22 protein-coding genes and 2 pseudogenes are annotated in these 26,885 nt (G+C 40.7%); 15 read left to right on the top strand and 9 right to left on the bottom strand.

Going from position 1 to position 26,885, the window contains the following annotated elements:
- The first annotated feature begins 84 nt into the window (after positions 1-84).
- The 3 genes from AU387_RS08875 (at position 85) to cypB (ending at position 4,627) form a co-directional block, all read left to right on the top strand.
- Positions 85-633 carry a class I SAM-dependent methyltransferase gene (locus AU387_RS08875; protein WP_059293534.1) on the top strand — a complete coding sequence of 183 codons (549 nt, stop codon included), beginning with the start codon at positions 85-87 and terminating at the stop codon, positions 631-633.
- Positions 634-855: 222 nt separating this feature from the next.
- On the top strand, positions 856-1,446 hold the full coding sequence (gene fatR, locus AU387_RS08870) for a transcriptional regulator FatR (RefSeq protein ID WP_024122281.1): 591 nt from the start codon (positions 856-858) through the stop codon (positions 1,444-1,446).
- Positions 1,447-1,462: 16 nt separating this feature from the next.
- Positions 1,463-4,627: a bifunctional cytochrome P450/NADPH--P450 reductase CypB gene (gene cypB, locus AU387_RS08865; protein WP_059335492.1), complete on the top strand. Its 3,165-nt coding sequence runs from the start codon at positions 1,463-1,465 to the stop codon at positions 4,625-4,627.
- 330 nt (positions 4,628-4,957) lie between these two features.
- Here cypB and AU387_RS08860 read toward each other — a convergent pair whose 3' ends face one another.
- The 5 genes from AU387_RS08860 to AU387_RS08840 form a co-directional block, all read right to left on the bottom strand.
- Positions 4,958-5,221: a YrhK family protein gene (locus tag AU387_RS08860; protein WP_207203690.1), complete on the bottom strand. Its 264-nt coding sequence runs from the start codon at positions 5,219-5,221 to the stop codon at positions 4,958-4,960.
- A gap of 453 nt (positions 5,222-5,674) precedes the next feature.
- Positions 5,675-7,573, bottom strand: coding sequence for an acyltransferase family protein (locus AU387_RS08855; protein WP_059335491.1), 1,899 nt, complete (start codon positions 7,571-7,573; stop codon positions 5,675-5,677).
- Positions 7,574-7,701: 128 nt separating this feature from the next.
- The gene (gene rsiV / locus AU387_RS08850) at positions 7,702-8,559 is read right to left on the bottom strand and encodes an anti-sigma-V factor RsiV (protein ID WP_044154362.1); all 858 of its coding nucleotides are present in this window, start codon (positions 8,557-8,559) and stop codon (positions 7,702-7,704) included.
- Positions 8,559-9,059 (bottom strand): RNA polymerase sigma factor SigV, encoded by a 501-nt coding sequence (gene sigV, locus AU387_RS08845; protein ID WP_044154367.1) that lies wholly within the window; start codon positions 9,057-9,059, stop codon positions 8,559-8,561. The genes rsiV and sigV overlap by 1 nt, the downstream gene beginning before the upstream one ends.
- A gap of 251 nt (positions 9,060-9,310) precedes the next feature.
- Entirely contained in the window at positions 9,311-10,138 is an 828-nt protein-coding gene (locus AU387_RS08840; RefSeq protein ID WP_059293538.1) for a TrmB family transcriptional regulator, read from the bottom strand.
- A gap of 153 nt (positions 10,139-10,291) precedes the next feature.
- Between AU387_RS08840 and AU387_RS08835 the strand changes: the two genes are divergently transcribed.
- Positions 10,292-10,924 (top strand): LysE family transporter, encoded by a 633-nt coding sequence (locus AU387_RS08835; protein WP_044154377.1) that lies wholly within the window; start codon positions 10,292-10,294, stop codon positions 10,922-10,924.
- A gap of 240 nt (positions 10,925-11,164) precedes the next feature.
- On the opposite strand, the pseudogene AU387_RS08830 reads toward AU387_RS08835, so the two are convergent.
- Positions 11,165-12,537: pseudogene (locus AU387_RS08830) on the bottom strand (amino acid permease).
- 678 nt (positions 12,538-13,215) lie between these two features.
- On the opposite strand from AU387_RS08830, the gene AU387_RS08825 reads away from it, so the two are divergent.
- The 6 genes from AU387_RS08825 to AU387_RS08800 all read left to right on the top strand — a co-directional run bounded on the left by AU387_RS08825 (position 13,216) and on the right by AU387_RS08800 (position 20,992).
- Complete coding sequence (locus AU387_RS08825) at positions 13,216-16,026, top strand: sigma-54-dependent transcriptional regulator (RefSeq protein ID WP_059335490.1); 2,811 nt, start codon at positions 13,216-13,218, stop codon at positions 16,024-16,026.
- 191 nt (positions 16,027-16,217) lie between these two features.
- Complete coding sequence (levD, locus tag AU387_RS08820; RefSeq protein ID WP_059335489.1) at positions 16,218-16,658, top strand: PTS fructose transporter subunit IIA; 441 nt, start codon at positions 16,218-16,220, stop codon at positions 16,656-16,658.
- Positions 16,658-17,158: a PTS sugar transporter subunit IIB gene (locus AU387_RS08815; RefSeq protein ID WP_059293540.1), complete on the top strand. Its 501-nt coding sequence runs from the start codon at positions 16,658-16,660 to the stop codon at positions 17,156-17,158. Before levD ends, AU387_RS08815 begins: the two co-directional genes overlap by 1 nt.
- A gap of 4 nt (positions 17,159-17,162) precedes the next feature.
- On the top strand, positions 17,163-17,969 hold the full coding sequence (levF, locus tag AU387_RS08810) for a PTS fructose transporter subunit IIC (protein WP_044154405.1): 807 nt from the start codon (positions 17,163-17,165) through the stop codon (positions 17,967-17,969).
- A gap of 19 nt (positions 17,970-17,988) precedes the next feature.
- On the top strand, positions 17,989-18,816 hold the full coding sequence (gene levG / locus AU387_RS08805) for a PTS fructose transporter subunit IID (RefSeq protein WP_059293541.1): 828 nt from the start codon (positions 17,989-17,991) through the stop codon (positions 18,814-18,816).
- Positions 18,817-18,955: 139 nt separating this feature from the next.
- Positions 18,956-20,992, top strand: a complete 2,037-nt coding sequence (locus tag AU387_RS08800; protein WP_059335488.1) for a glycoside hydrolase family 32 protein — start codon at positions 18,956-18,958, stop codon at positions 20,990-20,992.
- A gap of 97 nt (positions 20,993-21,089) precedes the next feature.
- On the opposite strand, the gene yraA is transcribed toward AU387_RS08800, so the two are convergent.
- Positions 21,090-21,599 carry a cysteine protease YraA gene (gene yraA, locus AU387_RS08795; protein WP_059335487.1) on the bottom strand — a complete coding sequence of 170 codons (510 nt, stop codon included), beginning with the start codon at positions 21,597-21,599 and terminating at the stop codon, positions 21,090-21,092.
- Positions 21,600-21,773: 174 nt separating this feature from the next.
- Positions 21,774-22,433: pseudogene (locus tag AU387_RS08790) on the bottom strand (NAD(P)-dependent alcohol dehydrogenase); the annotation flags it as partial.
- Between the two features lie 211 nt (positions 22,434-22,644).
- Between AU387_RS08790 and AU387_RS08785 the strand changes: the two are divergent.
- Positions 22,645-22,923, top strand: coding sequence for an HPr family phosphocarrier protein (locus AU387_RS08785; RefSeq protein WP_059335486.1), 279 nt, complete (start codon positions 22,645-22,647; stop codon positions 22,921-22,923).
- Between the two features lie 200 nt (positions 22,924-23,123).
- Here AU387_RS08785 and AU387_RS21175 read toward each other — a convergent pair whose 3' ends face one another.
- The gene (locus AU387_RS21175) at positions 23,124-23,492 is read right to left on the bottom strand and encodes a CotD family spore coat protein (RefSeq protein WP_082687869.1); all 369 of its coding nucleotides are present in this window, start codon (positions 23,490-23,492) and stop codon (positions 23,124-23,126) included.
- A gap of 415 nt (positions 23,493-23,907) precedes the next feature.
- On the opposite strand from AU387_RS21175, the gene AU387_RS08775 reads away from it, so the two are divergent.
- From AU387_RS08775 to AU387_RS08760, 4 genes are all read left to right on the top strand, one after another.
- Complete coding sequence (locus tag AU387_RS08775) at positions 23,908-24,567, top strand: VOC family protein (protein ID WP_241495291.1); 660 nt, start codon at positions 23,908-23,910, stop codon at positions 24,565-24,567.
- 254 nt (positions 24,568-24,821) lie between these two features.
- Positions 24,822-25,181: an SH3 domain-containing protein gene (locus tag AU387_RS08770; protein ID WP_044154422.1), complete on the top strand. Its 360-nt coding sequence runs from the start codon at positions 24,822-24,824 to the stop codon at positions 25,179-25,181.
- A 51-nt stretch (positions 25,182-25,232) separates the two neighbouring features.
- Positions 25,233-25,589 (top strand): SH3 domain-containing protein, encoded by a 357-nt coding sequence (locus tag AU387_RS08765; protein ID WP_059335484.1) that lies wholly within the window; start codon positions 25,233-25,235, stop codon positions 25,587-25,589.
- Positions 25,590-25,896: 307 nt separating this feature from the next.
- Positions 25,897-26,649, top strand: a complete 753-nt coding sequence (locus AU387_RS08760; protein WP_059335483.1) for a metal-binding protein ZinT — start codon at positions 25,897-25,899, stop codon at positions 26,647-26,649.
- Positions 26,650-26,885 lie beyond the last annotated feature (236 nt).

The raw sequence follows: 26,885 nt of genomic DNA, 5'->3' as shown, positions 1-26,885 counted from the left end.
CTTCATTCTGTATAAGAAATGAAGCGATGTTTATTTTTTCAATATAATAAATAAGCTACAGGAAACCAAAAGCAGGTGTTTAAAATGCTAGAAAACAAACTTTATAAACGAGCGAACCTATTGAAATTATTTTCTGGGAAATATAAGCAAACTAAAATCATTGAGCATATGATGATTGATTCTATAGACATACAAGAAAATGACAGAATTTTAGAAATTGGAACCGGAAACGGCTCTGTCTTTAAGACAATAACGGGAAAACTTGAAAAGGGAAGCATAAAAAGCATCGACTCTTCTAAGCGAAAAGTAAGACAGGTATCTCGTGCAATCCAAAAGAAAAAGAAAACAGATCAAGGGGGCATTTTCCATGGTCATCCGGAAAGGATCCCCTTTGAAGACCGTACCTTCAATAAAGTATTTTCTTTACATACGGTTCAGGCTTGTACTGATGTCAGGCTCGCATTAAGAGAGATTTATCGAGTGCTCCAAATTGACGGCCGATTTTACATCAGTATTGATAATAATGCAGAAAGAAACGAGAAAAAATATATTCAATTGCTGCAAGATCAGCATTTTAGAGACATTTCTGTCATCAGACGCGATTCGTGCCTTTGTATTGTCGCTGTTAAATAAAAAATTTCTCGGGAAATATATCCAGACTTCTGACATTCAGGGATTTGGGTATATTTTCTTAATTTTATATTTTTTGCATAGCATTTATATTAAAAAAAGTTTTTTTCATATAAACTATAAACATAAGAATGGGTAAGAGGTGATTCGAGACAGAGTGGATATCATTTATGAACAAACGGAATGAATGTTCATTCCTAAATGAATCGGAGGTTTTAAGTTTACATGGCATCCGCACTTATCAGTAAATACGATTTGATCATGAAGGCATCGCTCTCGCTTTTTACGGAAAGAGGATTTGATGCCACCACCATCCCAATGATAGCAAAAAGAGCTGAAGTGGGTACAGGCACGATTTATCGCTACTTTGACAGCAAAGAAACACTCGTCAATGTTTTGTTTCAAGAAAGCATTCAGCGCTTTTCAGAAAAGGTAAAGCGAAATTATTCTGAAATGCCTGTCAGAGAGGGCTTTCGCCACATATTTTGCTGTCTCGTTCAATTTACGAAGGAGAGCGACTACGCGCTTTTTTTCCTTGAAACGAAAAAGGATGCTCACTATTTAAATGAAACAAGCAAAAAAATGATAGAAAACCTGACTCAAATGCTTGACGATTTTTTTAACAAGGGAAAAACAGAAGGAGTGATCCGCTCCTTGCCCTCCAATGTATTAATTGCGATTGTATTAGGCGCATTTCTCAAGTTGTATCAGCTTGTGCAACAAGGTGATATAGAGATGAATGCTGATTTGATTTCTGAATTGGAGCAATGCTGCTGGGATGCGATTAAACTTCATTCATTGACTTCAGAAGAATAAAGAAAGGAAGATGTTTATGAAACAGGCAAGTGCAATACCTCAGCCGAAAACATACGGACCTTTAAAAAACCTCCCGCATTTGGAAAAGGAACAGCTTTCCCAATCCTTATGGCGGATTGCTGATGAGTTAGGGCCGATTTTCCGTTTCGATTTTCCTGGTGTATCCGGCGTTTTCGTATCAGGCCATGAACTCGTTGCTGAAGTGTGTGACGAGAGCCGATTTGACAAAAACCTTGGAAAAGGCTTGCTGAAAGTGCGTGAGTTCGGAGGAGACGGGTTGTTTACTAGCTGGACGCACGAGCCGAATTGGCAGAAAGCCCATCGTATTCTGCTGCCGAGCTTCAGTCAAAAAGCAATGAAAGGCTATCATTCTATGATGCTGGATATCGCGACACAGCTGATTCAAAAATGGAGCCGGCTGAATCCGAATGAAGAAATTGACGTGGCGGACGATATGACCCGCCTGACGCTTGATACCATCGGGTTATGCGGATTTAACTACCGGTTTAACAGCTTTTACCGTGATACGCAGCATCCGTTTATCACCAGCATGCTCCGGGCTTTAAAAGAGGGAATGAACCAAACAAAAAGACTGGGCCTGCAGGATAAGATGATGGTCAAAACGAGACAGCAGTTCCAAAAGGATATCGAAGTGATGAATTCGCTGGTTGACAGAATTATAGCAGAGCGAAAAGCAAACCCGGACCAAAACATTAAGGATCTGTTATCGCTCATGCTTTATGCGAAAGATCCTGTAACGGGTGAGACACTGGATGATGAAAACATCAGATATCAAATCATCACGTTTTTAATCGCAGGCCATGAAACAACGAGCGGCTTGCTTTCCTTTGCGATTTACTGTCTGCTTAAACATCCGGAAAAACTTAAAAAAGCTCAAGAGGAAGCCGATCGCGTGTTAACGGAAGACACGCCTGAATATAAACACATTCAGCAGCTGAAATATGTTCGGATGGTTCTCAATGAAACGCTTAGGCTGTATCCGACAGCGCCCGCTTTTTCTCTTTATGCCAAGGAGGATACAGTTTTAGGCGGCGAATACCCTATCAGTAAAGGACAGCCCGTCTCCGTCTTGATCCCAAAACTTCACAGAGATCAAAACGCTTGGGGTGAAGATGCAGAAGATTTTCGTCCGGAACGGTTTGAAAACCCTGAGAATATTCCTCACCATGCGTATAAACCGTTTGGAAACGGCCAGCGCGCGTGTATCGGGATGCAGTTTGCGCTTCAAGAAGCGACAATGGTTCTCGGACTTGTATTAAAGCACTTTGAATTGATGAATCACACTGGTTACGAGCTCAAAATCAAAGAGGCATTAACAATTAAACCGGATGATTTTAAAATTACAGTGAAACCAAGGAAAACGGTCCAAATGAATGTTCAGAAAAAAGAACAGACTGGCACCGCGCACGAAACGAAGGAAAACGAGACAAAACCTAAACACGGCACACCTTTACTCGTTCTTTACGGTTCAAATCTCGGCACCGCAGAAGGCATGGCAGGTGAATTGGCAGCTTACGGGCGCCGGCTCGGCTTTACAGCGGAAACTGCACCTCTTGATGATTACATTGGAAAACTCCCCGACCAAGGCGCTGTTGTCATTGTGACTGCCTCATATAACGGAGCGCCGCCTGATAATGCTGCTGGCTTTGTTGAGTGGCTGGGAGAGTTGGAGGAAGGTCAATTAAAGGATGTTTCCTATGCGGTATTCGGCTGCGGAAACCGGAGCTGGGCCAGCACGTATCAGCGAATTCCTCGGCTTATCGATGACATGATGGCATCAAAAGGAGCATCACGATTGACATCCATTGGGGAAGGCGATGCGGCCGATGACTTTGAAAGCCATCGCGAGTCTTGGGAGAACCGCTTTTGGAAGGAAACAATGGAAGCCTTTCACGTGAATGAAATAACCGAGAAAGAAACGAAGCCGTCACTATCCATTACATTCCTCAGTGAAGCAACAGAGACACCGCTTGCTAAAGCGTATGGCGCGTTTGAAGGTATCGTTCTTGAAAACCATGAGCTTCAGACAGCAAGCAGTTTGCGTTCGACGCGTCATATAGAATTGGAGCTCCCTGACTCAAAAACGTATAAAGAAGGCGACCACATCGGAATATTGCCGAAAAACAGCCAAGAGCTGGTTCAACGGGTTCTCAACCGATTCGATTTGCAGCCGCAGGCTGTGATAAAAATGAACGGCAGCCCGCATATGGCTCACCTTCCGCTGGATCGGCCGATCAGAGTGACGGAGTTATTATCATCTTACGTAGAGCTGCAGGATTCTGCTTCAAGGCTTCAGCTTCGTGAGCTGGCTTCATATACAGTATGCCCGCCTCATAAAAAAGAGCTGGAATTGCTTGTATCGAGTGATGAAATGTACAAGGAACAGGTTCTGACAAAACGTGTGACAATGCTGGATCTGTTAGAGGACTATCCGGCCTGCGAAATGCCGTTTGAACGGTTTTTAGAGCTTTTGCCATCACTAAAGCCAAGATATTATTCAATTTCAAGCTCACCGAAGGTCAAAGCAAATAGGGTCAGTATGACGGTGGGAGTTGTAAAGGCCTCAGCTTGGAGCGGACGCGGGGAATACAAGGGCGTTGCATCCAATTACTTAGCCGGACTCCGTCAAGGTGATACGGTTGCCTGTTTCATTCGGACGCCGCAATCTGGATTCCAGCTGCCTAATGATCCCGAAACCCCGCTGATTATGGTGGGACCGGGTACAGGAATTGCGCCATTCAGAGGTTTCATCCAGGCCAGATCCGTTCTGAAGAAGGAAGGAAGTGCGCTTGGCGAAGCTCATTTATACTTCGGATGCCGGCGTCCTGATCATGACGATCTTTATAAAGAAGAGCTTGATCAGGCGGAAAAAGCCGGTTTGGTAACAGTCCATCGATGCTATTCACGAATGGAAGACGAACCAAAAGTATATGTTCAGCACTTGCTAAATCAAGATGCACAGAAATTAATTTCACTGATCGAAAAAGGTGCGCACGTTTATATATGCGGCGATGGTGCGCAAATGGCTCCTGAAGTAGAGAACACACTGCGTGCGGCTTATGAAGCTGGCAAAGGAGCAAGTCAGGAAGCGTCAGCAGAATGGCTGAAGAAGCTGCAAGATCAAAAACGTTATGTAAAAGATGTATGGACTGGAATGTAAGCAAAAATAAATCCCGCCAGAGATGGCGGGATTGCTTTAGCATGTGAAAAAAACCGGCACGATATTGAAATCTACTGAAAAGGATGTTATAGGGAGTATCGCGCCGGCCTTGTTATTATTATCGTCCGAAAGATATAAAACTTTAGGTTTTTTTCTGGTTTTTTATAAATAAATAGTTATAAAGTTATATATTTGTATCTTGGAGTTTAATTTTCCAGAAACTTAATCAAGCGTTTTTTCCTTTTTATTCTTGCATCTCATCCTGCCGTTTGAGTTAGACTGTCCGATTTGAGACTATGCATTCATCTGTTCGCTTCCTCACACTTCAAGCTAGTCAGAGGATGTTCCATGATGATATAGACGCTCAAGATGTTTTCTGTAATGAAAATCATGAACCAAACGAATCGTCGGTCTGATTAAAAGCAGGAAGCTGCCAACCGCAAACAGCCATATCCCTGCAGACATTAATTCATCGTAAAAGAAGAAAAAGCTGCCGATTAAAAATAAAGCGCCAATGATAAAATCGTTTACTGTATAGAGAACTTTATATCGTTTTTTGAAAAAAAGCTCGTATCGATTTATTTGCTTTTTCATCTCTTTTTCTGCATTAGCTTCCACGATGATCCCTCCATTCTATATTTACTTACCCTCACGTAAACGATAGGTAAACATAAGGGCTTCACAGCTAGAAATAAAAATGATGAGGACCATATACAGGTCAGCCATTTCTCAAGTTAGGAAGGGCGGGGGATTGTGAGTTTTCTTACGCCTATTCATTAACAAAAATTGAAAAACATTGTAATATAAATAGATCATAAACGAAGGGGGTGGCAATATGAATAAAGAATCGAAGGTTATTATCGTATTAGGTGAATTTGAGAACGAAGCGGAAGGAATAATTTTAGAATGCAGAATATAAATTTCCAATAGATTAGGTTTTATGCCTGGTCCATGTCATCTATGTGACAGGCAATCCTTTTTTAAAAGCGGTTTTCAACCTGCAGGATAGCAAAAAAGAGGTCTAAGCAGGACCTCTTTTTTGCTAATCTATTTTATTGCCCGAACGATAAGAGCGGTTAAAGCTTCAGCCCCTTGGGGAATCAAGTGTACGCCGTCAGGGGTGAAATACTCCGGATGCTGGAGAGCTTCTGTATGCCAGTCAACCAACGTAATATTGTTATGCGTGTTAGCCTGCTGCCGCAAAGCTTCATTCACCTTGCTTTCCCATTGCCGGGGAACCCGCGTATTGACAAGATAGATATGAGCTTTTGAGAAAGATGTAAGCAATTGATCGATTTGGCTGTTTGTAAAGTAGCCATTGGTTCCCAGTTCAATGATGACAGATTTATTCGGCTGATTAAAAGACTTGTATTCCTGTGTCAGTTCTAAAGCTTGAGACATTTGTCTTCCCACCTTCCCATCAATTATGACATGTGAAAGAGACTGACGGAGGCTGGAGGCGATATCAAGCATGACGGAATCCCCTATTGCTAATACTTCTTTATCAGCAGCTGCCGGTTCTTTCTGAGATTTTACGTCCTTTTTTTTCTTAGTCTCCTGTCCGTTTGCCTTCGATTCCTCTTGGTCTTTAGTTGAGGCTGTTGTTTTTTGTTTGGATTTGTTTTCTCCGTCTTTATCGGATGCTGCCATCTTTCTATGCTCTGACGTCTGGTTTGTGTCAGCGCTTGTTTCTTGTGTACTATACGTCCATTGCGGATGTTTTTTCTCTCCGGCTATCCCTGACAGTCCCCCTGCAAAAATAAGCATAGCGAGAATGACGAAGCCAATTGACATTTTGCTGATGACAGATGTCGTTTTCCATTCCCGAATTCTATGAATAAAAGCCCGGCGGAAAAATGACTTAACCCCTTCTGTCCGTATCGGCTTCTCAATAAAATGATAGGATAGCTCGGCGAGTATAAATGTAGCGATGATCTTTAGCGCAATATGCCAAAAAACAGGGTTTCCGATTTCTTGAACCGGCGTGCTTAACACAATAATAGGGTAGTGCCAAAGATAAATACCGTAAGACCTCGTTCCAAGCCAACGAAGAGGCCTCCATGACAGCAGAATGCCCAAAAAGCTGCTCGGATGGGATACACATGCAATAAGGACCGCGGCTGTAATGCTTATTAAAAACATTCCGCCTCTGTAAAGAAAAGGTTCGTATTCATCTGTAAAATAGACACACAAAACTAAAATACAAAACGCCGAAAGTTCTGTGACATGCAAAAGGCGCTTCAGTTTGTATGGCAGCCTGTTGGAAGACAGCCTTTTCATCGGCCATATCAGAGCCAGAGCACATCCTATCAGAAGTTCAAACGAACGAGTATCTGTGCCGTAGTACACGCGACTCGGATCTCCGCCGGGTTCATACAGTACGCTCATCATCACGGCTGAACAGAGCGCAAGCAACGACACCGCTGCCGCCAGTTTCGCACGGTTTTTAAATATGTACATTCCAGCAACCAAAAACATCGGCCATACAATATAAAATTGCTCTTCAATTGCCAATGACCAAAGATTTTTAAGCGGTGACGGGGATCCAAAGCTATCAAAATACGAGAGTTTATGAAAAATAAACCACCAATTACTCATGTAAAAGAGAGAAGAGATGGCATCTCCGCGCACAGTGTGCAAAAGTTCCCGGTTGCACACGACGACCCAAATAACAGCGGAAATGATCATAAGGTAAGCCGCTGGCAGAAGCCGCCGAATTCGGCGCACCCAAAAGTCCCGAAAATCAAGGCTGATATCATTTCCATGTGCCGGCAATATAATAGATGTAATTAAGTAGCCTGATAATACAAAAAAGATATCAACTCCGATGAAGCCTCCGTTAGCCCAATTGAAGTTTAGGTGATAAGCGATAACTGCCAGGACGGCAAAAGCCCGAAGGCCATCGAGTCCAGTGATGTAGCGGTGATGCTGTGTCTTGTGATACATGGTATTCCTCCAATCATGTGCAGATATTCTCGTTGTTTTGGCTGCAAGGTTACGCCTTCTTGATATTTGTCAGGTCCTTTGCGAAAGGGTAAACACCCATGACAGATGATGACATGGATGTTTTTCTGTTATCGAACATAACGTTCTCCCATGAGCAGATTTGAGATGACGCTGGTCGGAATTTTAAACTCTGTAACGCCCATATAGCCGGGGGCAACTTCATATTCATCAAATGAAATCACAAGTTTATGGTCTTCTGTAATATAAAACGTTTGATCAGGCTGAATGTGTTTGAATGGTTCTGCATCCTCGTCAGTGACCCAATAGATTTTATTTGGATCTTCCTTCATTTGCTGTTTCATTTGTTCTTTGATGTTTTGGCTGATGACTTTGATATAGCGGTCATCTTTAAATAAGCTTTTTAATGTAAGTAAGATATCATTCTTTTTGTCAATTGTGATATAACGGCTTTGTGTGTAAGATGATGCTTGTGTTTTTTCAATATTACGCCGAATAGAAATTAAATCTGGCGTGTCTGTTACTGTCTCGTAATCACTGTAGATGCTGAGATGTCCTTTTTTGTTTTTGGATGTGGACTGTATAAATTCTTTATACATCTGCTTGCTTTCTTTCAAATATTTCTGGTTGATGCTGTTTTCAAGCTCTTTATTAGAAAGTCCCGACAGAGCAGGCGTTTTGACATCGATGCTTGATTCATCTTTCTCTTCTTTGATCTCAATAAAAGTGATGGCTTTGACGATCTTGCCGATGACAGGGATTTTTGACATCGCTTGAGCTGCATCTGGGTTGATGTTAACAAGTGCAGTGAATAAAATAGCTGCCGCGACAGCTGCTGATGTCGGCCACATGACGATTCTTTTCTTTTTTGGTTTTTGCTGAAGGGCTGTTTCGACAACGATATCCAGTTCTTTAGGAATCTGGACATTTTTATATTCTTCTCTTAATTGCTGTAATCTCTTATCCATTAAGAAAGATCCTCCTTCGTCAACTGAATGCGCATCAGCTTCAATGCTCTGTAAAGGCGCGTTTTGACGGTATTCATGTTTTCCCCTGTAATTTCCGCAATTTCTTCTAGTTTGAGGTCTTCAAAAAAACGCAAAATAATAATTGTTTTATAGTGGGACGGCAATTCGTCGAGCGCTTCATGAAGATCAGTGTCCTTATAGTGATCTTCCTTTCCGGAGCTTAAAAACTCAATCGTTTCGTCATCCATCACCTTTACCTTTTTTTGTTTTCGTAAAAAATCGATAGCTGTACGTACTAAGATTTTATAAAACCAGCTTTTTATCGTCTCAGGGTTTCTGACCGTTTCAACTGAGCTGAGCGCTTTTTTTATAGATTCCTGAATAATATCTAATGCGTCATCTTGATTTTTCACATAACTGAAGGCTAACCTGTAGAAATCTTGCTTATGGTCAGTTATACACGTGACAAGCAACGCTTTTATTGTTTGTTTTTTCTTCATTGCAATAAAGGGCTCCTTTTTGAATATACGTATATCGTAGGATGTTACCTAGGATAGACGGGGCAGTTTGAAAAATAGTTTGCGCAGATATTATTTTTTTAAAAAAAGTGATCAGGAGCGGGAGAGGAGGATCAATTGCTTAAAAATAAACGGAAAAGACCCTATTAATGGGGGAGTTGCATAAAAAAACATGACTTGTTGATACAAGCCATGTTTTTTGGTTACATGGTATACAGGAAATATCATGTGTTCTATTCCAAGTAATGTTTTTTAAAATCTGAGTGGATTGAAAATTTGCGTCGTAACTGGATGAGGTTTTTTCCAAAACTATCTTCTAAAAGCCCTCTATGCTTCTTCATAATTTCCATGAGATACAGATCATGAATGATCACTTCTGTAATAGGCATGACTAAACCTACATGCATCGTCCATGCAGCACGGCTATCGTTGCCAAGAGAGACAATACCTGCTACTACTTCTGAATCATCTCCGCTATATACAAGCCACCGTCCGTCATACTCTTCTGTAATTTCACTGCTCATATCATGAAGGTACACATTAGCAAAATCAGATGCGATATCTCCGTAGGCAATAATGGTGACTATGACACCTTTATTTGCCGCCTGTCTCAGCTCTGATTCCACCTCTTTGAAATCCTCTTTCCAGATCTCCAAGAGGATTCTTTTTTTTGCTGACAATATACAAGCCTTCACCTTTTCAAGAATTTCACTGCGGCCGGTAATATTCCAGATATTTTCCCGGTCATTTGCGGTCTGTTCGAATTTTTCAAAGTATTTTTCAGCCTGGTCAAAATTCTCTTCCGCTTTGAGCCGTCGGTTTTTAATCAGTTCTTTAGCGGGTACAGGGACATACTGAGGCGTGTTTCCGTGGCTTACAAAAACATCTCCTCTTAAGACAAGGCTTTCCAAGACTTCATATATTTTTGAACGAGGCACGCCGGAATTTTTGGCTACCGCATAGCCGGTTAAAGGCGATTCTTGCAATAATGCCAGATAAGCTTTTGATTCATATTCGGTAAAATTGAGGTTTTTTAAAATGTCTAACATATTTTCCTTCATACATCCTCCAATATAAAGAGCAGTCGCTGCCTTTGTAATCGCTATTTTAACAAACCAGATTGATTTTTTCCAAACGTATTGATACACTTTTTGCAGGGAGTTACTTTAGTAGTCACTATATGTTAAGGGGATTCATTTAAAGGGGGAAAGAACATGCACAGCTTACTCGCATACATACCGATCGCTGCCATGATGGTTATCATTCCAGGAGCAGATACGATGCTTGTTATGAAAAATACCCTTAGGTATGGCGCAAAGGCTGGCCGATATAATATTCTCGGATTGGCAACGGGACTTTCTTTTTGGACGGTTATTGCCATTCTAGGTTTATCAATGGTCATTGCCAAGTCGGTGATTCTTTTTACAACAATCAAATATTTGGGAGCAGCATACTTAATTTATTTAGGGATAAAAAGTTTTTTTGCAAAAAATATGTTTTCTTTAGACGACATGCAAGCTCAGGCAAAAACCGCAGCAATTTCTCCGAAACGACACTATAAATCTTCCTTTATGCAAGGTTCACTCAGTAACATTCTCAATCCCAAAACGGTTTTGGTCTATGTCACGATCATGCCCCAATTCATCAATCTGAAGGGAAATGTAAACCAGCAGCTTATTATTTTAGCTTCAATTCTCACCCTGTTAGCGGTGTTATGGTTTCTCTTTCTCGTTTATATCATTGATTACGCAAAAAAATGGATGAAAAACCCAAAGTTCCAGAAAGCTTTTCAAAAAATAACGGGAATCATGTTAGTGGGCTTTGGTATTAAAACTGGTTTAAATTGATGTCACGGCCACTTATCAAAAGACTCCGTTCAAAATATGAACGGAGTCTTTTGATAAGTATGGAGATTAAATCACGGAGGCATGTATGTTTTTATCTTCAGCATACGTTTATTTGGAGACATTTGTACGGGAAAAGATCATGACACTCAATGAGCGGGATCGTAAAACATGGAATATCCAGTGCCTTGCAGCACACTAAAAAGACAAGGGATAAACAGCTCCCTTGTCTTTTTTATGATTTCACTTAGTATGACGAACTTTATAAGCAATCATCAATAAGAGAAACCAAACAGGAGTGACAAATAGGGAAACACGCGTATCTTTCGCGAGTGCCAGCACAACCAGTATGAACACTAGGAAAGCCAGTGTTACGTAATTGGATAATGGAAAAAGCGGCATTTTAAATGTATTCACCTTTGCTGCATCCGGTCTTGTTTTCCGATATTTCAAATGGCAAATCACAATAATGCCCCAAATAAAGATGAAGCATATAGTAGAAACACTTGTGATAAGCGTAAAGACTTGCTCTGGCATTACATAGTTCAGAATAACACCAATAAGAATGGCAATGGCTGAAAAGAACAATGCATTGCTTGGTACATTTGAGGCAGTCAGCTTTTGCAATGGGTCAGGTGCATGATGATCCTTGGCAAGCGAGTATACCATCCGGCTTGTACTAAATAAAGCGCTATTGCCAGCTGAAGCAGCAGATGTCAGTACAACAAAATTAATTATGCTGGCGGCTGCTGTGATACCGACCGCTGAGAATACTTGAACAAACGGGCTTTCAGCAGGATTGATGATATTCCATGGATAAATACTCATAATCACAAGAAGAGCGCCAATATAAAAAAGCAAAATTCGAATAGGGATATTGTTAATTGCTTTAGGGATTACTTTTTCTGGGTTTTCTGCTTCGCCTGCAGTAAGCCCCACAAGTTCAATGCCCGTAAATGCAAACACGACCATCTGGAATGAGAGGATAAATCCATGTAAACCATTTGGAAACATGCCGCCGTGACTCCAAAGATTCGTGAAGGAGGCTATGCTTGACTGTGTGGAAAATCCTTTTATGATCAAGACAATACCGATAACAATCAGTGCCAGTATTGCGATGATTTTGATTAATGCGAACCAGAACTCCAATTCACCAAAAAGTTTTACAGTCGCTAGATTCATGATGAGCAACATCATAAGCGCAATGAACCCTGGCATCCATTGGGGTACACCAGGAAACCAATATTGTGTATAAAGACCGACAGCTGTTAAATCAGCCATAGCAAGTGAGATCCAGCAAAACCAGTACGTCCATCCGGTAATAAATGCTGCCATATTTCCTAAATAATCACTTACAAAATCAACAAAAGAGTGATATCCCGCGTTTGATAAGAGCAGCTCTCCCAGTGAACGCATAATGAAAAAGAGAAATACGCCCGTGATCATGTAAGCAAATAAAATAGAGGGTCCTGAAAAATGTATTGATTTCCCTGATCCTAGGAATAAACCAGTTCCGATTGCCCCCCAATCGCTATGAGTTGTATGTGCCTGTTTTTAAGGCCTCTGGACAATTTCCGTTTGTGCAGAGAATTGTCTATAGTGGAATCGTCCGTCACTTTATGTTTTCCTCCAATAAAAAATATAGTGATCTTGGTTGTTTAGGAATCATAGCTTCCTAAATTTTTTATCTATTATTATAACAGGAAACTGATATTATATTAAATTTTATTGATTTTTTTAATTAAATGTAACTAATGTACCTATTTTTATAAGGTGTCATATCCATCAGGATGTGTAAAGGATTTCTTTTCTGCCGCTCTAATAATATATCCCGCTATTTTTTATTAAAATAATAATGTTATAAAAAGAATAGAGAGTTTACATTCAGTCATATTTATAATGACAAGAGATTAAGTTTTGGGTTGTTTGCCCTGATCTTTAAGATGTATTTTCCGAAGTATCAGAACTTTGTCACCAATATGTTCACGGAGAGTGGTAAACTGTTTACGAATTATTACTTTTGAAGGGGGACAACCTGAGTGAATCATAGATCAAAAACACCAAAAAAGGGCGTCTGTTTAGACAAATAACGAAATTATTTTTTAATCGGTGCAAGCTTTTGTGTTGAGATACGTGCTATTGTTCCTGCATATAAAAACATTTCACAGAATATTGAAAAAGAAAATCCAAGTGCGGACGCAAGGCCATAGAATGAGGTGAGATCCTCAGTACAAGGCATAAAAACTGATGTCCGTTTTTTCAATTTTGACGAATAAGGACAAAGGATGATATAGATGAAAAGAATTGATAAAATATACCATCAGCTCATGCGCAATTTTCATGACTCCAGCTTAGATCATCTTTTAAAGGTACAGGGAAATTCAGCAAAGGAAATTGCTCAGCAATTGAAGATAGAGCGGTCCAATGTCAGTTTTGAATTAAATAATCTCGTGCGGTCCAAAAAGGTGATAAAAATTAAAACGTTTCCCGTGCGCTACATTCCAGTGGAAGTAGTGGAAAGAGCATTCAACAAAAAATGGAATACAGAGATAATGGAAGTTAAAGAACTGAAGGGGCTTTCTGAAAATCAAAAAAAGAACGATCAAAATATTTCTACGAATCCTCTTGAACTTATGATTGGAGCAAAAGGCAGTTTGAAGAAAGCAATTTCTCAAGCAAAAGCAGCTGTTTTTTATCCTCCACACGGTCTGCACATGCTTCTCTTAGGACCAACAGGCTCCGGTAAATCCCTTTTTGCGAACCGGATTTACCAGTTTGCGATTTACTCTGACATTTTGAAGCCTGGTTCTCCGTTCATCACATTTAACTGTGCAGATTATTATAACAATCCTCAATTATTACTCTCACAATTATTTGGTCATAAGAAAGGAGCATTTACCGGCGCCAGCGAAGATAAAGCCGGTTTAGTTGAGCAGGCCGACGGGGGCATTCTGTTTATGGATGAAATCCATCGTCTTCCGCCTGAGGGACAAGAAATGCTGTTTTATTTTATCGACAGCGGATCTTATAACCGTCTTGGAGAAACTGAACATAAAAGAACATCGAAAGTATTATTTATTTGCGCAACTACCGAAAACCCTAATTCTGCTCTATTAAAAACATTTTTGCGAAGAATTCCAATGACGATTCATATTCCATCGCTGGAAGAACGATCTCTTAAAGAGAGAGTTGATCTCACAACGTTTTTATTAGGAAAAGAAGCAGAGCGTATTAAGAAGAATCTAAGTGTGCATATCGATGTATATAATGCATTGATTCATTCTGCGAAGTTTGGGAATGTGGGACAGCTGAAATCAAATGTGCAGTTAGTTTGTGCACATGGATTTTTACATAATCTTGACAGAGATGACGTTGTTGAACTGACCGTTCGGGATCTCCCAGATGAAATCAAGCAAGATTGGATGTCAAGCAGCAAAAACATGAAAAGAAGCAAAACGATTTCTGAATATGTCAATATCACAACCATCATATCCCCGATAGTAGAAGATGAAACAACAAAAATTGATGATGATCTATCATTTAATTTGTATCATTTGATAGAAGAAAAGGTCGAAGTGCTAAACAAAGAAGGCTTGTCCAAAAAGGAAATAAATCAATATATTTTAACGGATATTCATTTGCATGTCAGAAGCTTTTTTAATCAAAGCGCGTTCCGAAATGACAACCTGCTGACATTTGTTGAGGACGGCGTGATTCAAATGACGAAGCAATTAAAAGAAGTTGCTGAACAAGAATTGAATTGCACATTTGACCGTAAATTTATCTATTTTTTAAGTATGCATATTGATTCATTTTTAAAACGCGGTAAGCAAATTGATGTTTTAAATGCGCAGGAAACGGATGAAATCCGTGATACCCATGTGAAAGAGTATCAGGTGGCGCTCATATTTAAAGACAAAATTCAGGAACACTTCAGAGTAACCGTTCCGGAAATAGAAGTCATCTACTTAACGATGCTGATTCATTCCATCAAAACGTTAAAAGAAAACAAAAGAGTTGGGATTGTGGTTGCCGCACATGGAAATAGCATGGCGAGTTCCATGGTTGAAGTAGCGACGGAGCTTTTAGGAAGCACCCCAATTGCGGCCGTCGATATGCCCCTTTCTGTTTCACCTGCGGAAATTATGGAGCGCTTAGCGGGAAAAATACAGCAAGTAGATGAAGGTGAAGGTGTTTTAATGCTTGTTGACATGGGGTCACTTGCAATGCTGGAAAGCAAGCTTGAAGAAAAAACAGGCATCAAAATCAAAACAATCAGCAATGTCACGACCTCAATGGTGCTGGACGCCGTCAGAAAGGTGAACTATCTGAATTTACATTTACATGCCATATATGATTCGGTCACAAAGGATTTTATTGAGTTATGGGATCGGCAGCCTGCCGCCTCACCAGGCAAAAAGAGGGCGTTGGTTTCGATTTGCACAACAGGCAGCGGAACGGCAAAAAAGCTGGAAGACATCTTAACAACGATCGTAAACAAGGCCTCTGATGTGCCCATCCACATATTGACCGTATCATCGATTAAATTGGCAAACAGCATCAAAGAAATCGAAAAAGAGTATGAGATTCTTGCGACAGTAGGAACAAAAGATCCTAAAATCAATGCTCCGCATGTATCTTTGGAGGTATTAATTGAAGGTGAAGGAGAGAAGATGATCCAACAGGCGATCACAAAAGGCAGCATTCCGATGAGTAATGGATTATCGGGCGCAAACATCATTGTACGGGAGCTTTGCGAGGATAGTTTGAAAAAGTATCTGGTTTTTTTGAACCCCCATCACATTATAGAAATCTTATTAGAGTGGCTTCAGACCATTCAAGATGAGTTAGGCATCATTTTCAATAACACAGTGATGATCAAAGTGATTATGCATACGGCTTTTGCCTTTGAAAGGGTGATTAAACAGAATCCGATTGCTTTTTCCGAAGAAGACGAAATAACCGATCAGCTGAATGAGATTTTTGAGGTGACAGAGCGAACATTAATCCCTTATGAACAAAAATTGGGACTGAACATAAGCGATGATGAAAAATTATTTATAGCCGCCATTTTTGCTGAAGAAGTACATGGCCACATGTGTTAAAAGCGGTTTTTTTACGTAAACCTGTATTAAATGGAACGCCATTTTAATACAGGTTTATTTTTATATTCACATGTGTTTCAATCAGCTTTCTTCATGTGCTGCAAAATAAATGAAAACGCTTAACACAGATTCTTTGGCACGATACTTGCATTATAAATGGATGTACGAAAAAGGAAAGGAGCAAACGTGTTATGATTTCAGTCATTATTAGCGGACATGGGGACTTTCCCATAGCATTAAAAGAATCTTCAGGCATGATATTCGGTGAAGAAAATCATCTGATAGCGGTGCCGTTTTTTAAAGGAGAGGGCATCCAAACGCTGCAAGAAAAATATCATCAGACGCTTCAGGATATTCCGAAAGAAAATGAGGTGCTTTTTTTAGTTGATATTTTTGGAGGCACACCATATAACGCAGCGGCTTCCTTCATCGCTAAGGATCAAAGAATGGATATGGCTGCCGGCATAAACCTGCCGATATTACTGGAGGTATTAAGCCTGAGAGAACACATGAAACTCAAAGAAATGCTGAATCACTTAAAAAAAATGAGCCAGCAAAGCTTTCAAGTTTGCAGCGAACATTTAGAAAAAGCAAAAACAGTTTGTGAAGAAAAAAGAGAGGATGAACTATGATGAACATTACATTGGCAAGAATTGATGACCGCTTTATTCACGGCCAAATCCTGACAAGATGGATTAAAGTCCATGCAGCAGACCGAATCATCGTTGTGTCAGATGACGTTGCGCAGGATGAAATGAGAAAAACCCTGATCCTTTCTGTTGCTCCTTCCAATGTAAAGGCGAGTGCCGTATCAATTTCTAAAATGGCAAAGGCGTTTCATAGTCCGCGCTACGAAGGGGTAACGGCGATGCTGCTGTTTGAAAACCCATCCGATATTGTATCTCTCATAGAAGCAGGCGTCCCTATCAAAACCGTAAATGTCGGAGGGATGCGTTTTGAGAATAATCGCCGGCAAATCACCAAATCAGTCAGCGTAACTGAAGAGGATATAGAGGCGTTTGAGACATTAAATGAATTAGGCGTCACACTGGAATTGAGGCAGCTGCCTTCTGATGCCAGTGAAGACTTTATGGAGATTTTGAGAAATGTGACAAAATCATCAAGGGGATGAGATGATGACTTCAATACAAATTATTTTGTTGTTAATCATTGCAGCCATTACAGGTATTGCAAGTGTATTGGATGAAGGACAAACACACCGTCCGCTGATTGCCTGCACTTTGGTTGGCCTTGTGCTTGGCGATCTAAAAACAGGAATCATTTTAGGAGGAACGCTGGAGCTGATGGCGCTGGGCTGGATGAATGTCGGCCTCGCCATGGCGCCTGATACAGCCATTGCCTCTGTGATTTCAACCATTTTAGTGATTACCGCTGATCAAGGCATTGGTGAAGGCATTGCCGTCGCTGTTGCTTTGGCAGCTGCAGGTCAAGCGCTTACTATTTTTGTCCGAACGATTACTGTCTTTTTCATTCACCGTGCTGATAAATATGCCAGGGAGGGGAATATCAAAGGAATTGAAATTATGCATATTACCGCCATGGTGTTTCAAGCGCTGCGTGTCATGATACCGACTTTGATTGTGGCCTTAATCAGTGTGAGCGCTGTTCAGGCGTTCTTGGGAAATATTCCGGAAGTCATTACCAAAGGTTTGCAAATAGGAGGAGGCATCATTGTTGTTGTGGGGTATGCAATGGTGATCAATATGATGAATATCCCTTATCTTAAGCCATTTTTCTATATTGGTTTTTTGTTGGCAGCGTTTACCGATTTCAATTTAGTAGGATTTGGCGCTCTTGGTCTCTGTCTGGCGCTTTTATACCAGCAGGTTATGCAAAAAAATAGCGCCCACGGGGCAGTCGCCGCAGCCGCGGACGGCAGCAATGCAGCTGTCTATGATGATGATGACGATCTTGATGCATAAGAACGAGGGGGGATGAAAATTGGAGAAAGAAAAAAGATTAACAAAGAAAGTCATTTTCAGTATGTTTATCCGTTCGAATTTCTTGCTCGGCTCATTTAACTTTGAACGTGTGCAGGCAATGGGATATTGTTATGTGATGATACCGGCGATAAAAAAATTGTACGGTCCGGGAGCGAAAAGAAACGCAGCTTTGCAGCGCCACTTGGAATGGTTTAATACACATCCGTGGCTGTCCGCACCCATATTTGGGGTGACAGCTGCCATGGAAGAAGAAATGGCGAACAATAAAGGAATAGACGGGAAAGCAATAAGCGGGATGAAAATCGGTTTAATGGGTCCGATAGCGGGTGTGGGCGACCCTATTTTCTGGGGAACCGTACGTCCCGTATTGGCTGCTTTAGGGGCTTCTCTTGCTTTAGGCGGAAACATTGCCGGTCCTCTGCTGTTCTTTTTCCTGCTGAATGCCATCAGATTAACCACAAAATATTACGGTTTAAAGTATGGCTATGTAAAAGGGATGGAGATTTTGCAGGATCTAGCAGGGAATCGTATTCAAAAACTGACAGAAGGCGCTTCCATCCTCGGGTTATTTGTGATGGGGGCTTTGGTCTCCAAGTGGACCACCATCAACATCCCGATCGTTGTCTCAAGAATTAAAGATGATAACGGAAAAGTTGACGTTCAAACTGTGCAAAATATTTTAGACAGCATTATGCCGGGGGTGCTGCCTTTAGGATTGACTTTATTAGTGGCATGGATGCTGAGAAAAGGAGTAAATCCGCTCCTTATTATCGTTGGCATATTTGTGATCGGTATTCTTGGCTATTGGGCTGGATTTCTGGCATAAGCGCTTAACAGTTAAAAGGGGAGAACCTGCAGAAGTCTTTCTCATAACCTCTTTATCATTCGATACAGCTTTTATCACGGATCACTCGTGCAGATGTCTCTCTTGAATGTTTTTATATGTTAGAGAGGAGAGAATCAGAATGAAAAAGAAGCTTATTCAAGTCGTGATCCTATTCACCATGCTGTTTACTATGGCGCTGCCAGTAAGTGCAGCCGATTCAAGCTACTATGATGAGGATTACCGTCCTCAATATCATTTCACACCAGAGGCAAACTGGATGAATGATCCAAACGGAATGGTTTATTATGCAGGGGAGTATCATTTGTTTTATCAGCATCATCCATACGGTCTGCAATGGGGGCCGATGCATTGGGGCCATGCAGTAAGCAAGGATTTAGTTCACTGGAAGCACCTTCCCATAGCGCTGTCACCTGATGAAAAAGGCACAATTTTTTCCGGGAGCGCAGTGGTCGATTGGAATAATACAAGCGGTTTTCAAACCGGCAAGGAGAAGCCGCTTGTCTCTATATATACGCAGGATCATGAAGACGGCCAAGTGCAAAGCGTCGCCTATAGTAATGATAAAGGCAGAACATGGACGAAATACTCAGGTAATCCGGCCATTCCAAACCCGGAAAAAAAAGATTTCCGCGATCCGAAAGTGTTTTGGTATGAAAAAGATAAAAAGTGGGTGATGGTCGTGGCAGCTGGTGACCGAATTCTCATTTATACATCGAAAAATTTGAAGCAGTGGACATATGCAAGTGAGTTTGGACAAGGACAAGGAAGTCATGGAGGCGTATGGGAATGTCCGGATTTATTTGAGCTTCCTGTAGACGGCAATCCGAAACAAAAGAAATGGGTGATGCAAGTCAGTGTCGGAAATGGTGCGGTTTCAGGAGGATCAGGCATGCAATATTTTGTAGGAAGTTTTGATGGAACAACTTTCAAGAACGAAAACCCGTCAGACAAAGTATTATGGACCGACTACGGTAAAGATTTTTATGCGGCTGTTTCTTGGTCCGATGTCCCTTCTTCAGATGGACGGCGGCTTTGGCTAGGGTGGATGAGCAATTGGCAATATGCTAACGATGTTCCTACATCTCCATGGAGAAGTGCAATGACTATTCCAAGAGAAGTAAAATTGAAAGCGTTTTCCGAAGGGGTCAGAGTGATTCAAACACCAGTAACAGAGCTGCAATCGATCAGGGGAGCCGCGCAGAAGTGGAAAAATAAGATGATATCGCCAGAGAGCAGTAATGTATTGGCGGGTATATCTGGAGATGCTTATGAAATGAATGCAGAGTTTCAAGTGAATCCAGGTTCGGCTTCTGAATTCGGTTTTAAGGTTCGAACAGGGAGAAATCAATATACAAAAGTCGGTTATCATCAACAGAGCGGCAAACTGTTCGTTGACCGAAGCCAATCCGGAAATGTCACTTTTAATCCAACCTTTAACACTGGGAAGCAAGCAGCTCCGCTGAAGCCGGTAAATGGAAAGATTAAAATGCGTATTTTTGTTGACCGCTCTTCAGTCGAAGTATTTGGTAATGACGGGCAGCAGGTGTTGACTGACATCATTCTCCCGGATAGATCAAGCAAAGGTCTTGAATTATATGCTGTTAATGGCCGTGCTAAGGTAAACTCCCTAACGATTCATCCTTTAAAAAAAGCATGGGGAGCGTCACCGTTTATATCCAATTTGACTGGCTGGACAACTGTAAACGGTACGTGGGCCGACACAATTGATGGAAAACAAGGACGATCAGACGGCGATTCCTTCATGATGTCTTCAGCATCAGGAGCTGACTTCACTTATGAATCCGATATAATCATTAAGGATGGGAACGGAAAAGGGGCAGGGGCTCTTGTGTTTCGTTCTGATAAAGACGCACAAAACGGTTATGTAGCCAATGTGGATGCGAAACATGATCTTGTGAAATTTTTCAAATTTGAGGACGGGATTGCCTCTGTTATTGCCGAACACCAAACACCAATAGATATAAATAAAAAATATCATTTGAAAACTGTGGCTCATGGCGCTCACTTTAAAATATATTTGGATGACCGTCTAGTCATAGATGCTGAAGATTCTGCATTCTCAGAAGGTCAATTTGGCTTGAACGTTTGGGATGCTACAGCAGCCTTTCAGAATGTCAACGCAAAGACTGATTAGAAAAGGCAAAAGAGGCATTTTAAATGAAGGGGGAATAGAGATTCTTACGCTTTCTCTATAAAAAAGGGCACAGACTCAAACAGTCTGTGCCTTTTTCTTATTTCAACAGGTTCAATGATTCGCGGTTAAATGCTTCCAAATCATCAGGTGTTCTGCTTGTTACAATGTTATGGCTGACGACTACTTCTTCATCTTTGTAATTTGCACCAGCGTTGATCAAGTCTTTGCGAATGCTGCGGTAGCCAGTGATGTCTTTGCCTTTCAGAAGATCCGTATCAATGAGTACCTGCGGGCCATGGCAAATAGCGAAAACAGGTTTCTCATTTTCTACAAATGCTTTCGCGAATTCACCCGGCCGGTCATCTCCGCGAAGCAAATCTGGGGAAAATCCTCCAGGAATTAATAAAGCATCGAATTCACTTGCATCTACGTCGGCGATCGATTTGTCGATCTTCACTTTCTCGCCATGTTTACCGGTAACTTCCTTGCCTGCTTCCAAATCAATGGCAACGACGCTATGGCCAGCTTCTTCGTATGCCTTTACCGGACTTGTATATTCGATATCTTCGAATTGGTCTGTAACGAGAACAGCGATTTTTTTGCTCATATTTATACCTCCTATGAATTCCTATATACCATAGAATAACAGGCACGTTCATCGTCCTTCAAAATATTTGCTTGAGATGTTTTTCGCAAGAGTCCTGGGAAGAGTTGTTTATACGTTTTATGATTTTCATAGGGTAAAAGCGCAGCCAAAACGAGGCTACCTCACCTTTTACAACTATAATGTAGAGATATCAATAACGAATCGGTAGCGTACATCACTGCGAAGAACACGCTCATATGCTTCATCCACTTGATCGGCACGAATCACCTCAATTTTAGGTGCAATGCCATGCTGAGCAGCGAAATCAAGCATCTCCTGTGTTTCTGGAATTCCGCCGACAAGAGAACCTGCTAGGCTGCGGCGGCCCATGATTAAGGAGAATACACTATATTTGTCCGGCTCGGCCGGTGCCCCTACATTCACAAGTGTTCCGTCTATCCGAAGCATTGATAAATAGGCATCTACATCAAGGTTCGCGGATACTGTATTTAAGATTACGTCAAAACGCCCGGCCAATTCAATAAATGCAGCTTGATTACTGGTTGCATAGTAATGGTCAGCCCCTAGTTCAAGGGCTTCCTCTTTCTTATTCATAGAGCGGCTCAGGACGGTTACCTCTGCACCCAAAGCATGCGCAAATTGAATCGCCAAATGACCAAGCCCGCCGACTCCTACAATTGCAACCTTTTTGCCTGGGCCGACGTTCCAGTGTTTTAGAGGGGAATAGGTTGTAATCCCTGCACACAGTAGAGGGCTGGCAACATCCATCTCCAAACTGTCCGGTATCCGAACAACGAACCTGTCAGTGACAACGATTTTTTGGCTGTACCCGCCATTAAATTGACGCCTGCAGAAGTTAGGTTTCTAGAAGGACCATATGTACCTCACCGAATAGTTGGTCATCATTAATTGTGCTCGAAAACGATATTGCTGGAAATCAACAAGATACTATGTTTCAGATTGAGAGAAAGAATAGAGGGCTTATGAATAAAAACTGGCCTATTCCAATTCTTTAAGGAATTTTCAGGCCTAAGGAGCAGGGAGAATGATAGAAAAACAGTATACAATTATCGCGAGTACAGGCTTCGCCCGTGCAGCGGCCTTGTTAGTACGTGCGGCTTGTCAATTCAGCTCCAGTATATATCTTGAATATCTAGGGGAATCTGTCGACCTGAAAAATACACCCAAGTCCCTCATTGATGTGATGTCACTAGGAATTAAACCTAATACCCACATGAAGATAAGAGCTAATGGCGTTGACGAGTATCAGGCTTTACAAGCGATAGAAGATCATTTGCAAAAAAACAAGTTCATAAAGAAATGAGGAGAAAAATCTTCCCTTTTTTATTGTCATTTTAAGGGACTCGCTCCAAGGTCTCCCGTTTTTATACGAGCGTTTTGTTAACTGGTTATCTTCAAAAGAAACCAACTCATTTCTCTTCATTTTAAAGCCGAAAATCTGAAAGAGTAGGGTAATAAAAAAGGCATCCATAAGGATGCCTAAAATGAATCTTTATTGAATCATTACCTATTGCATCTTTTTACTGGTTTACAGCATGGATTTCTTAAGTCACTTCCACAATCATATTCCTCAACGATATTTTCATTCTCTGCAGATTGTGTCACTGGATAGTAATTTTCTACTCTTGTAACATTTCTATTAACATTAACAATGTGAGTCGGCTGAACACGTCTAACAGTACGTTCATTGGTTGTCGTATTTACAACATTTCTTGTGGGAGAAACAATTGTTTCTACATTGTTGCCTCCATTGCCCCCATTAAAACCATTGAAGCCATTGAAGCCATTGAAGCTATTGGTACCGTTGTTCCCGCGACGAGAGCCGAACATGAATTCGTCCACACTTCTAAACCCACCGTTGCTGCAGCTCATCAAAATCACCCTCTCAAAAAATCTTGTCTTACTATATAAGTTATGATGAAGAAAAAAGGTTGTCCTAGACAAGAAACTCATATTATAAAAAATCCGCTATTATTTTAGGATGTCGATACACATGACAAGAAAGGGGGCAAAGTTCTCTGTCATTTTGATTTAGAAAACTAGAACGAGTAAGTCAGGACATTGGTGACGAGTTCAGAAAGTGGTTTCAGATAACAATGTGACTGAAGCTATAAAATTGGAGATCCTACGGCTGCTGGCTGATAGAAGAGGCATATCCTTAAAGTTACGAAATGCGGATGAAAAACAAGTGCAGGTGGTTCTTTATTTTTCAGTCTAATGATGTAGCTTAAATAAGCTAAATGTAGAAAGAATTTGTTTCTCATTTTAGATATATTAAGAGAGGGGGATGAAAATAGTGAAAATAAAAAATCTTGAAATATTTGTTTCTTGTTTTAATCAAACTGTAAGCTTTTATAAAGATATCCTTCAATTTAAAAGGCTGGCGTTAACTGATACATTAGCCATATTTCAAGTCGGAGAAAGCATTTTAACCTTGCACCAAGACGAAGCGAATCGCTATTACTATCATTTTGCGTTTAATATCCATTCGAATATTTTCGCACAAGCTAAAGAATGGCTGAAAAAGAAGGTTGATTTACTTGAAGAAGATGGTGACGATGAAGTGTATTTTGCAAATGCAAAGGCAAGATCGATATATTTTGAAGATCCTGCAGGTAATATTGTTGAGTTTATTTCTCGATTAGAAACCTCTCCGGAAACGAGGTCAAAAGTATTCACGCCCGACAATGTAATAGGTATAAGCGAGATTGGTTTATCTACAAATCATGTTAAAGAATGTTTTGATTACCTTTTAAAGCTGGGAATTCGGCAAAGAAATGATGAACCTTTCTCAAAAAATCATTTACTGTTCATGGGGGAGTATAAAGTAGGAGTCTATATTTTATTAGGTCCCGTCGGGAGAAGATGGATATTCTCGAATAAATACAGTATAGATGCACCACTCATGATAGAAACTGACCGAGGGATCATCAAAAATTTTGATTAGAAATCGCTTTTAATTGGTGTGTGACATATCTTTCATGCATTATTTCGGATTGCATTGCAATTCCTATATTCCCAAATTTTATCCTCTCTCCTGTCTGGAAATTCAGTAATAATGGCACTTCTCATATACCTGTTTGATGGTAATATGATATCAATATATGTAAACGAAAGGGGAGAAGGTGGTCTGCCGAATCATTCCTGAACTGAATGTAAGAAAGCCAGACGCATGACATTTATGATGAGGAGGAGTATAAGTTGAGAAAGCTAAAAATAGCAAGTTTGTTAACCGTTATGGTAGCGTCATTCTTCATTTTTTCTAGTCATGCACAAGCAGTTCAGTATTACACTGTCTCAACAAGCAGCGGTGCGCCTGTAAATATGCGCAGCGGCCCAGGTACAAGTTGGGGGATCGTAACGACTATTCCGAGCGGAACCCGCATCCCGATCTATTGCTACAAAACCGGTACAACTGTAACTGGAAAGTATGGAACGAGTAATATTTGGAATTACACAGAGCGGACGCTTGCCAGCGGGGAGATCGTTCCTGGATTTGTCTCTGATACATATATGTATACAGGCTCAGACGGTCCGGTTGTTCCTAAATGCAGCTGGTAGCATATGTTCTATCATTTTTAAAATGAAGGAATTGAAGAAAGAGGGATGACATTGACTAAACTGAAAATGCTGAGTATGTTAACCGTTATGGTTGCATCATTATTTATTTTTTCCAGTCAAGCACTTGCCGTTCAGTACTTTACTGTTTCAACAAGCAGCGGTGCGCCTGTAAATATGCGCAGCGGTCCAGGTACAAACTATCCTATTATGCTTTCCATTCCTAGCGGCTCGCGTGTTCCTTACTATTGTTACGCTTATGGAACGACTGTTACCGGGAAGTATGGAACGAGTAATATTTGGGATCAAATCCAGTGGAAAGATTCCCGGGGGATCGTGAATATTGGATATGTTTCTGACACATATGTGTATACAGGTTCTGACGGTCCGGTCGGTTACCGATGCAACTAGCTGTATACTCCGTACAATAGAGTCTCTTCTTAGGGCCTATCAGAATGAACCATACCAACTTTGTTGGTGTGGTTTTTTCCTGTTTATAGATAACTCAATCGCTAGGATAGCCCACTCATGAATGATAACTTTAATTACATAAATGAAAGACCGAGGAAATTGTGTTTGTATTTGTATGAACAGTCAAGAGGACAGAAAGTAAGATGATAAAATCATGAAAACATCTCATTTTACCTTTGATCTTTGCATAAGATAAATGTATAATACAAATCGTAATAATTTCGATTTGAGGAGAAGGAGTGTCGTAATGGGAATTTTATTTGCAAAGAGGTTAGGGATATTAGCGATTGGTTCATTACTAGTATTGGCAGGATGTCAGAATTCAGGTTCATCCGAAGGCGAGTCTAAAACAACATCATCCTCATCAGCTGCAGAAGACTCTTCTAAAACGCAAGAGCAATCATCTGAAAGTCACACACACGAACATGCTCACGATCATAATCATGCACATGATGAAGAAACAGAAAAAATTTATGAAGGCGATTTTAAAAACAGTCAAGTAAAGGATCGTTCACTTTCTGACTGGGAAGGAGACTGGCAATCTGTATATTCATACCTGCAAGATGGTACTCTTGACGAAGTATTTTCTTATAAAGCAGAACACGAAGGCGACAAGACAGCTGAAGAATATAAAGAGTATTATAAAAAAGGGTATAAAACAGATGTTGAGCGTATTGTAATTCAGAAAGATACTGTAACGTTCTTCAAAAATGGAAAAGAATATTCTGGTAAGTATACGTATGACGGGTACGAAATTTTAACATATGATGCGGGCAATAGAGGGGTAAGATACATATTCAAACTTGCTAAAGAAGCTGAAGGACTTCCTCAGTATATTCAGTTTAGTGATCATAGTATCTATCCGGCTAAATCCAGCCATTACCATCTGTATTGGGGTGACGACCGTGAAGCTTTACTTGATGAAGTCAAAAACTGGCCTACCTATTACCCGTCAAAAATGGATGGACACGATATTGCCCATGAGATGATGGCGCATTAAAAACGGCCCTTGGCCTTGAGCGTTTCCTCATCAATTGGAAATAACGGACTTGATATTGAATATATTATTATTGATAAGGACTTCTACAGAAGATGCATGTATAGCTGCTGACTCCTCGTCAGCAGCTTTTTGCCCTCTTTACATTTCTTCCGTTTACCCTATCCCTGCCTTATAATACGAAATGAAACGCTTTATTTTTTTGCCTATGCCTGAGTACGTTCAAAAGATAGGGGTGT

This window comes from Bacillus halotolerans (assembly GCF_001517105.1).
GTDB classification, from domain to species: domain Bacteria; phylum Bacillota; class Bacilli; order Bacillales; family Bacillaceae; genus Bacillus; species Bacillus halotolerans.
Note: the sequence above shows the minus strand (reverse complement) of the source record. Positions and strands in the feature narration are given on the sequence as shown.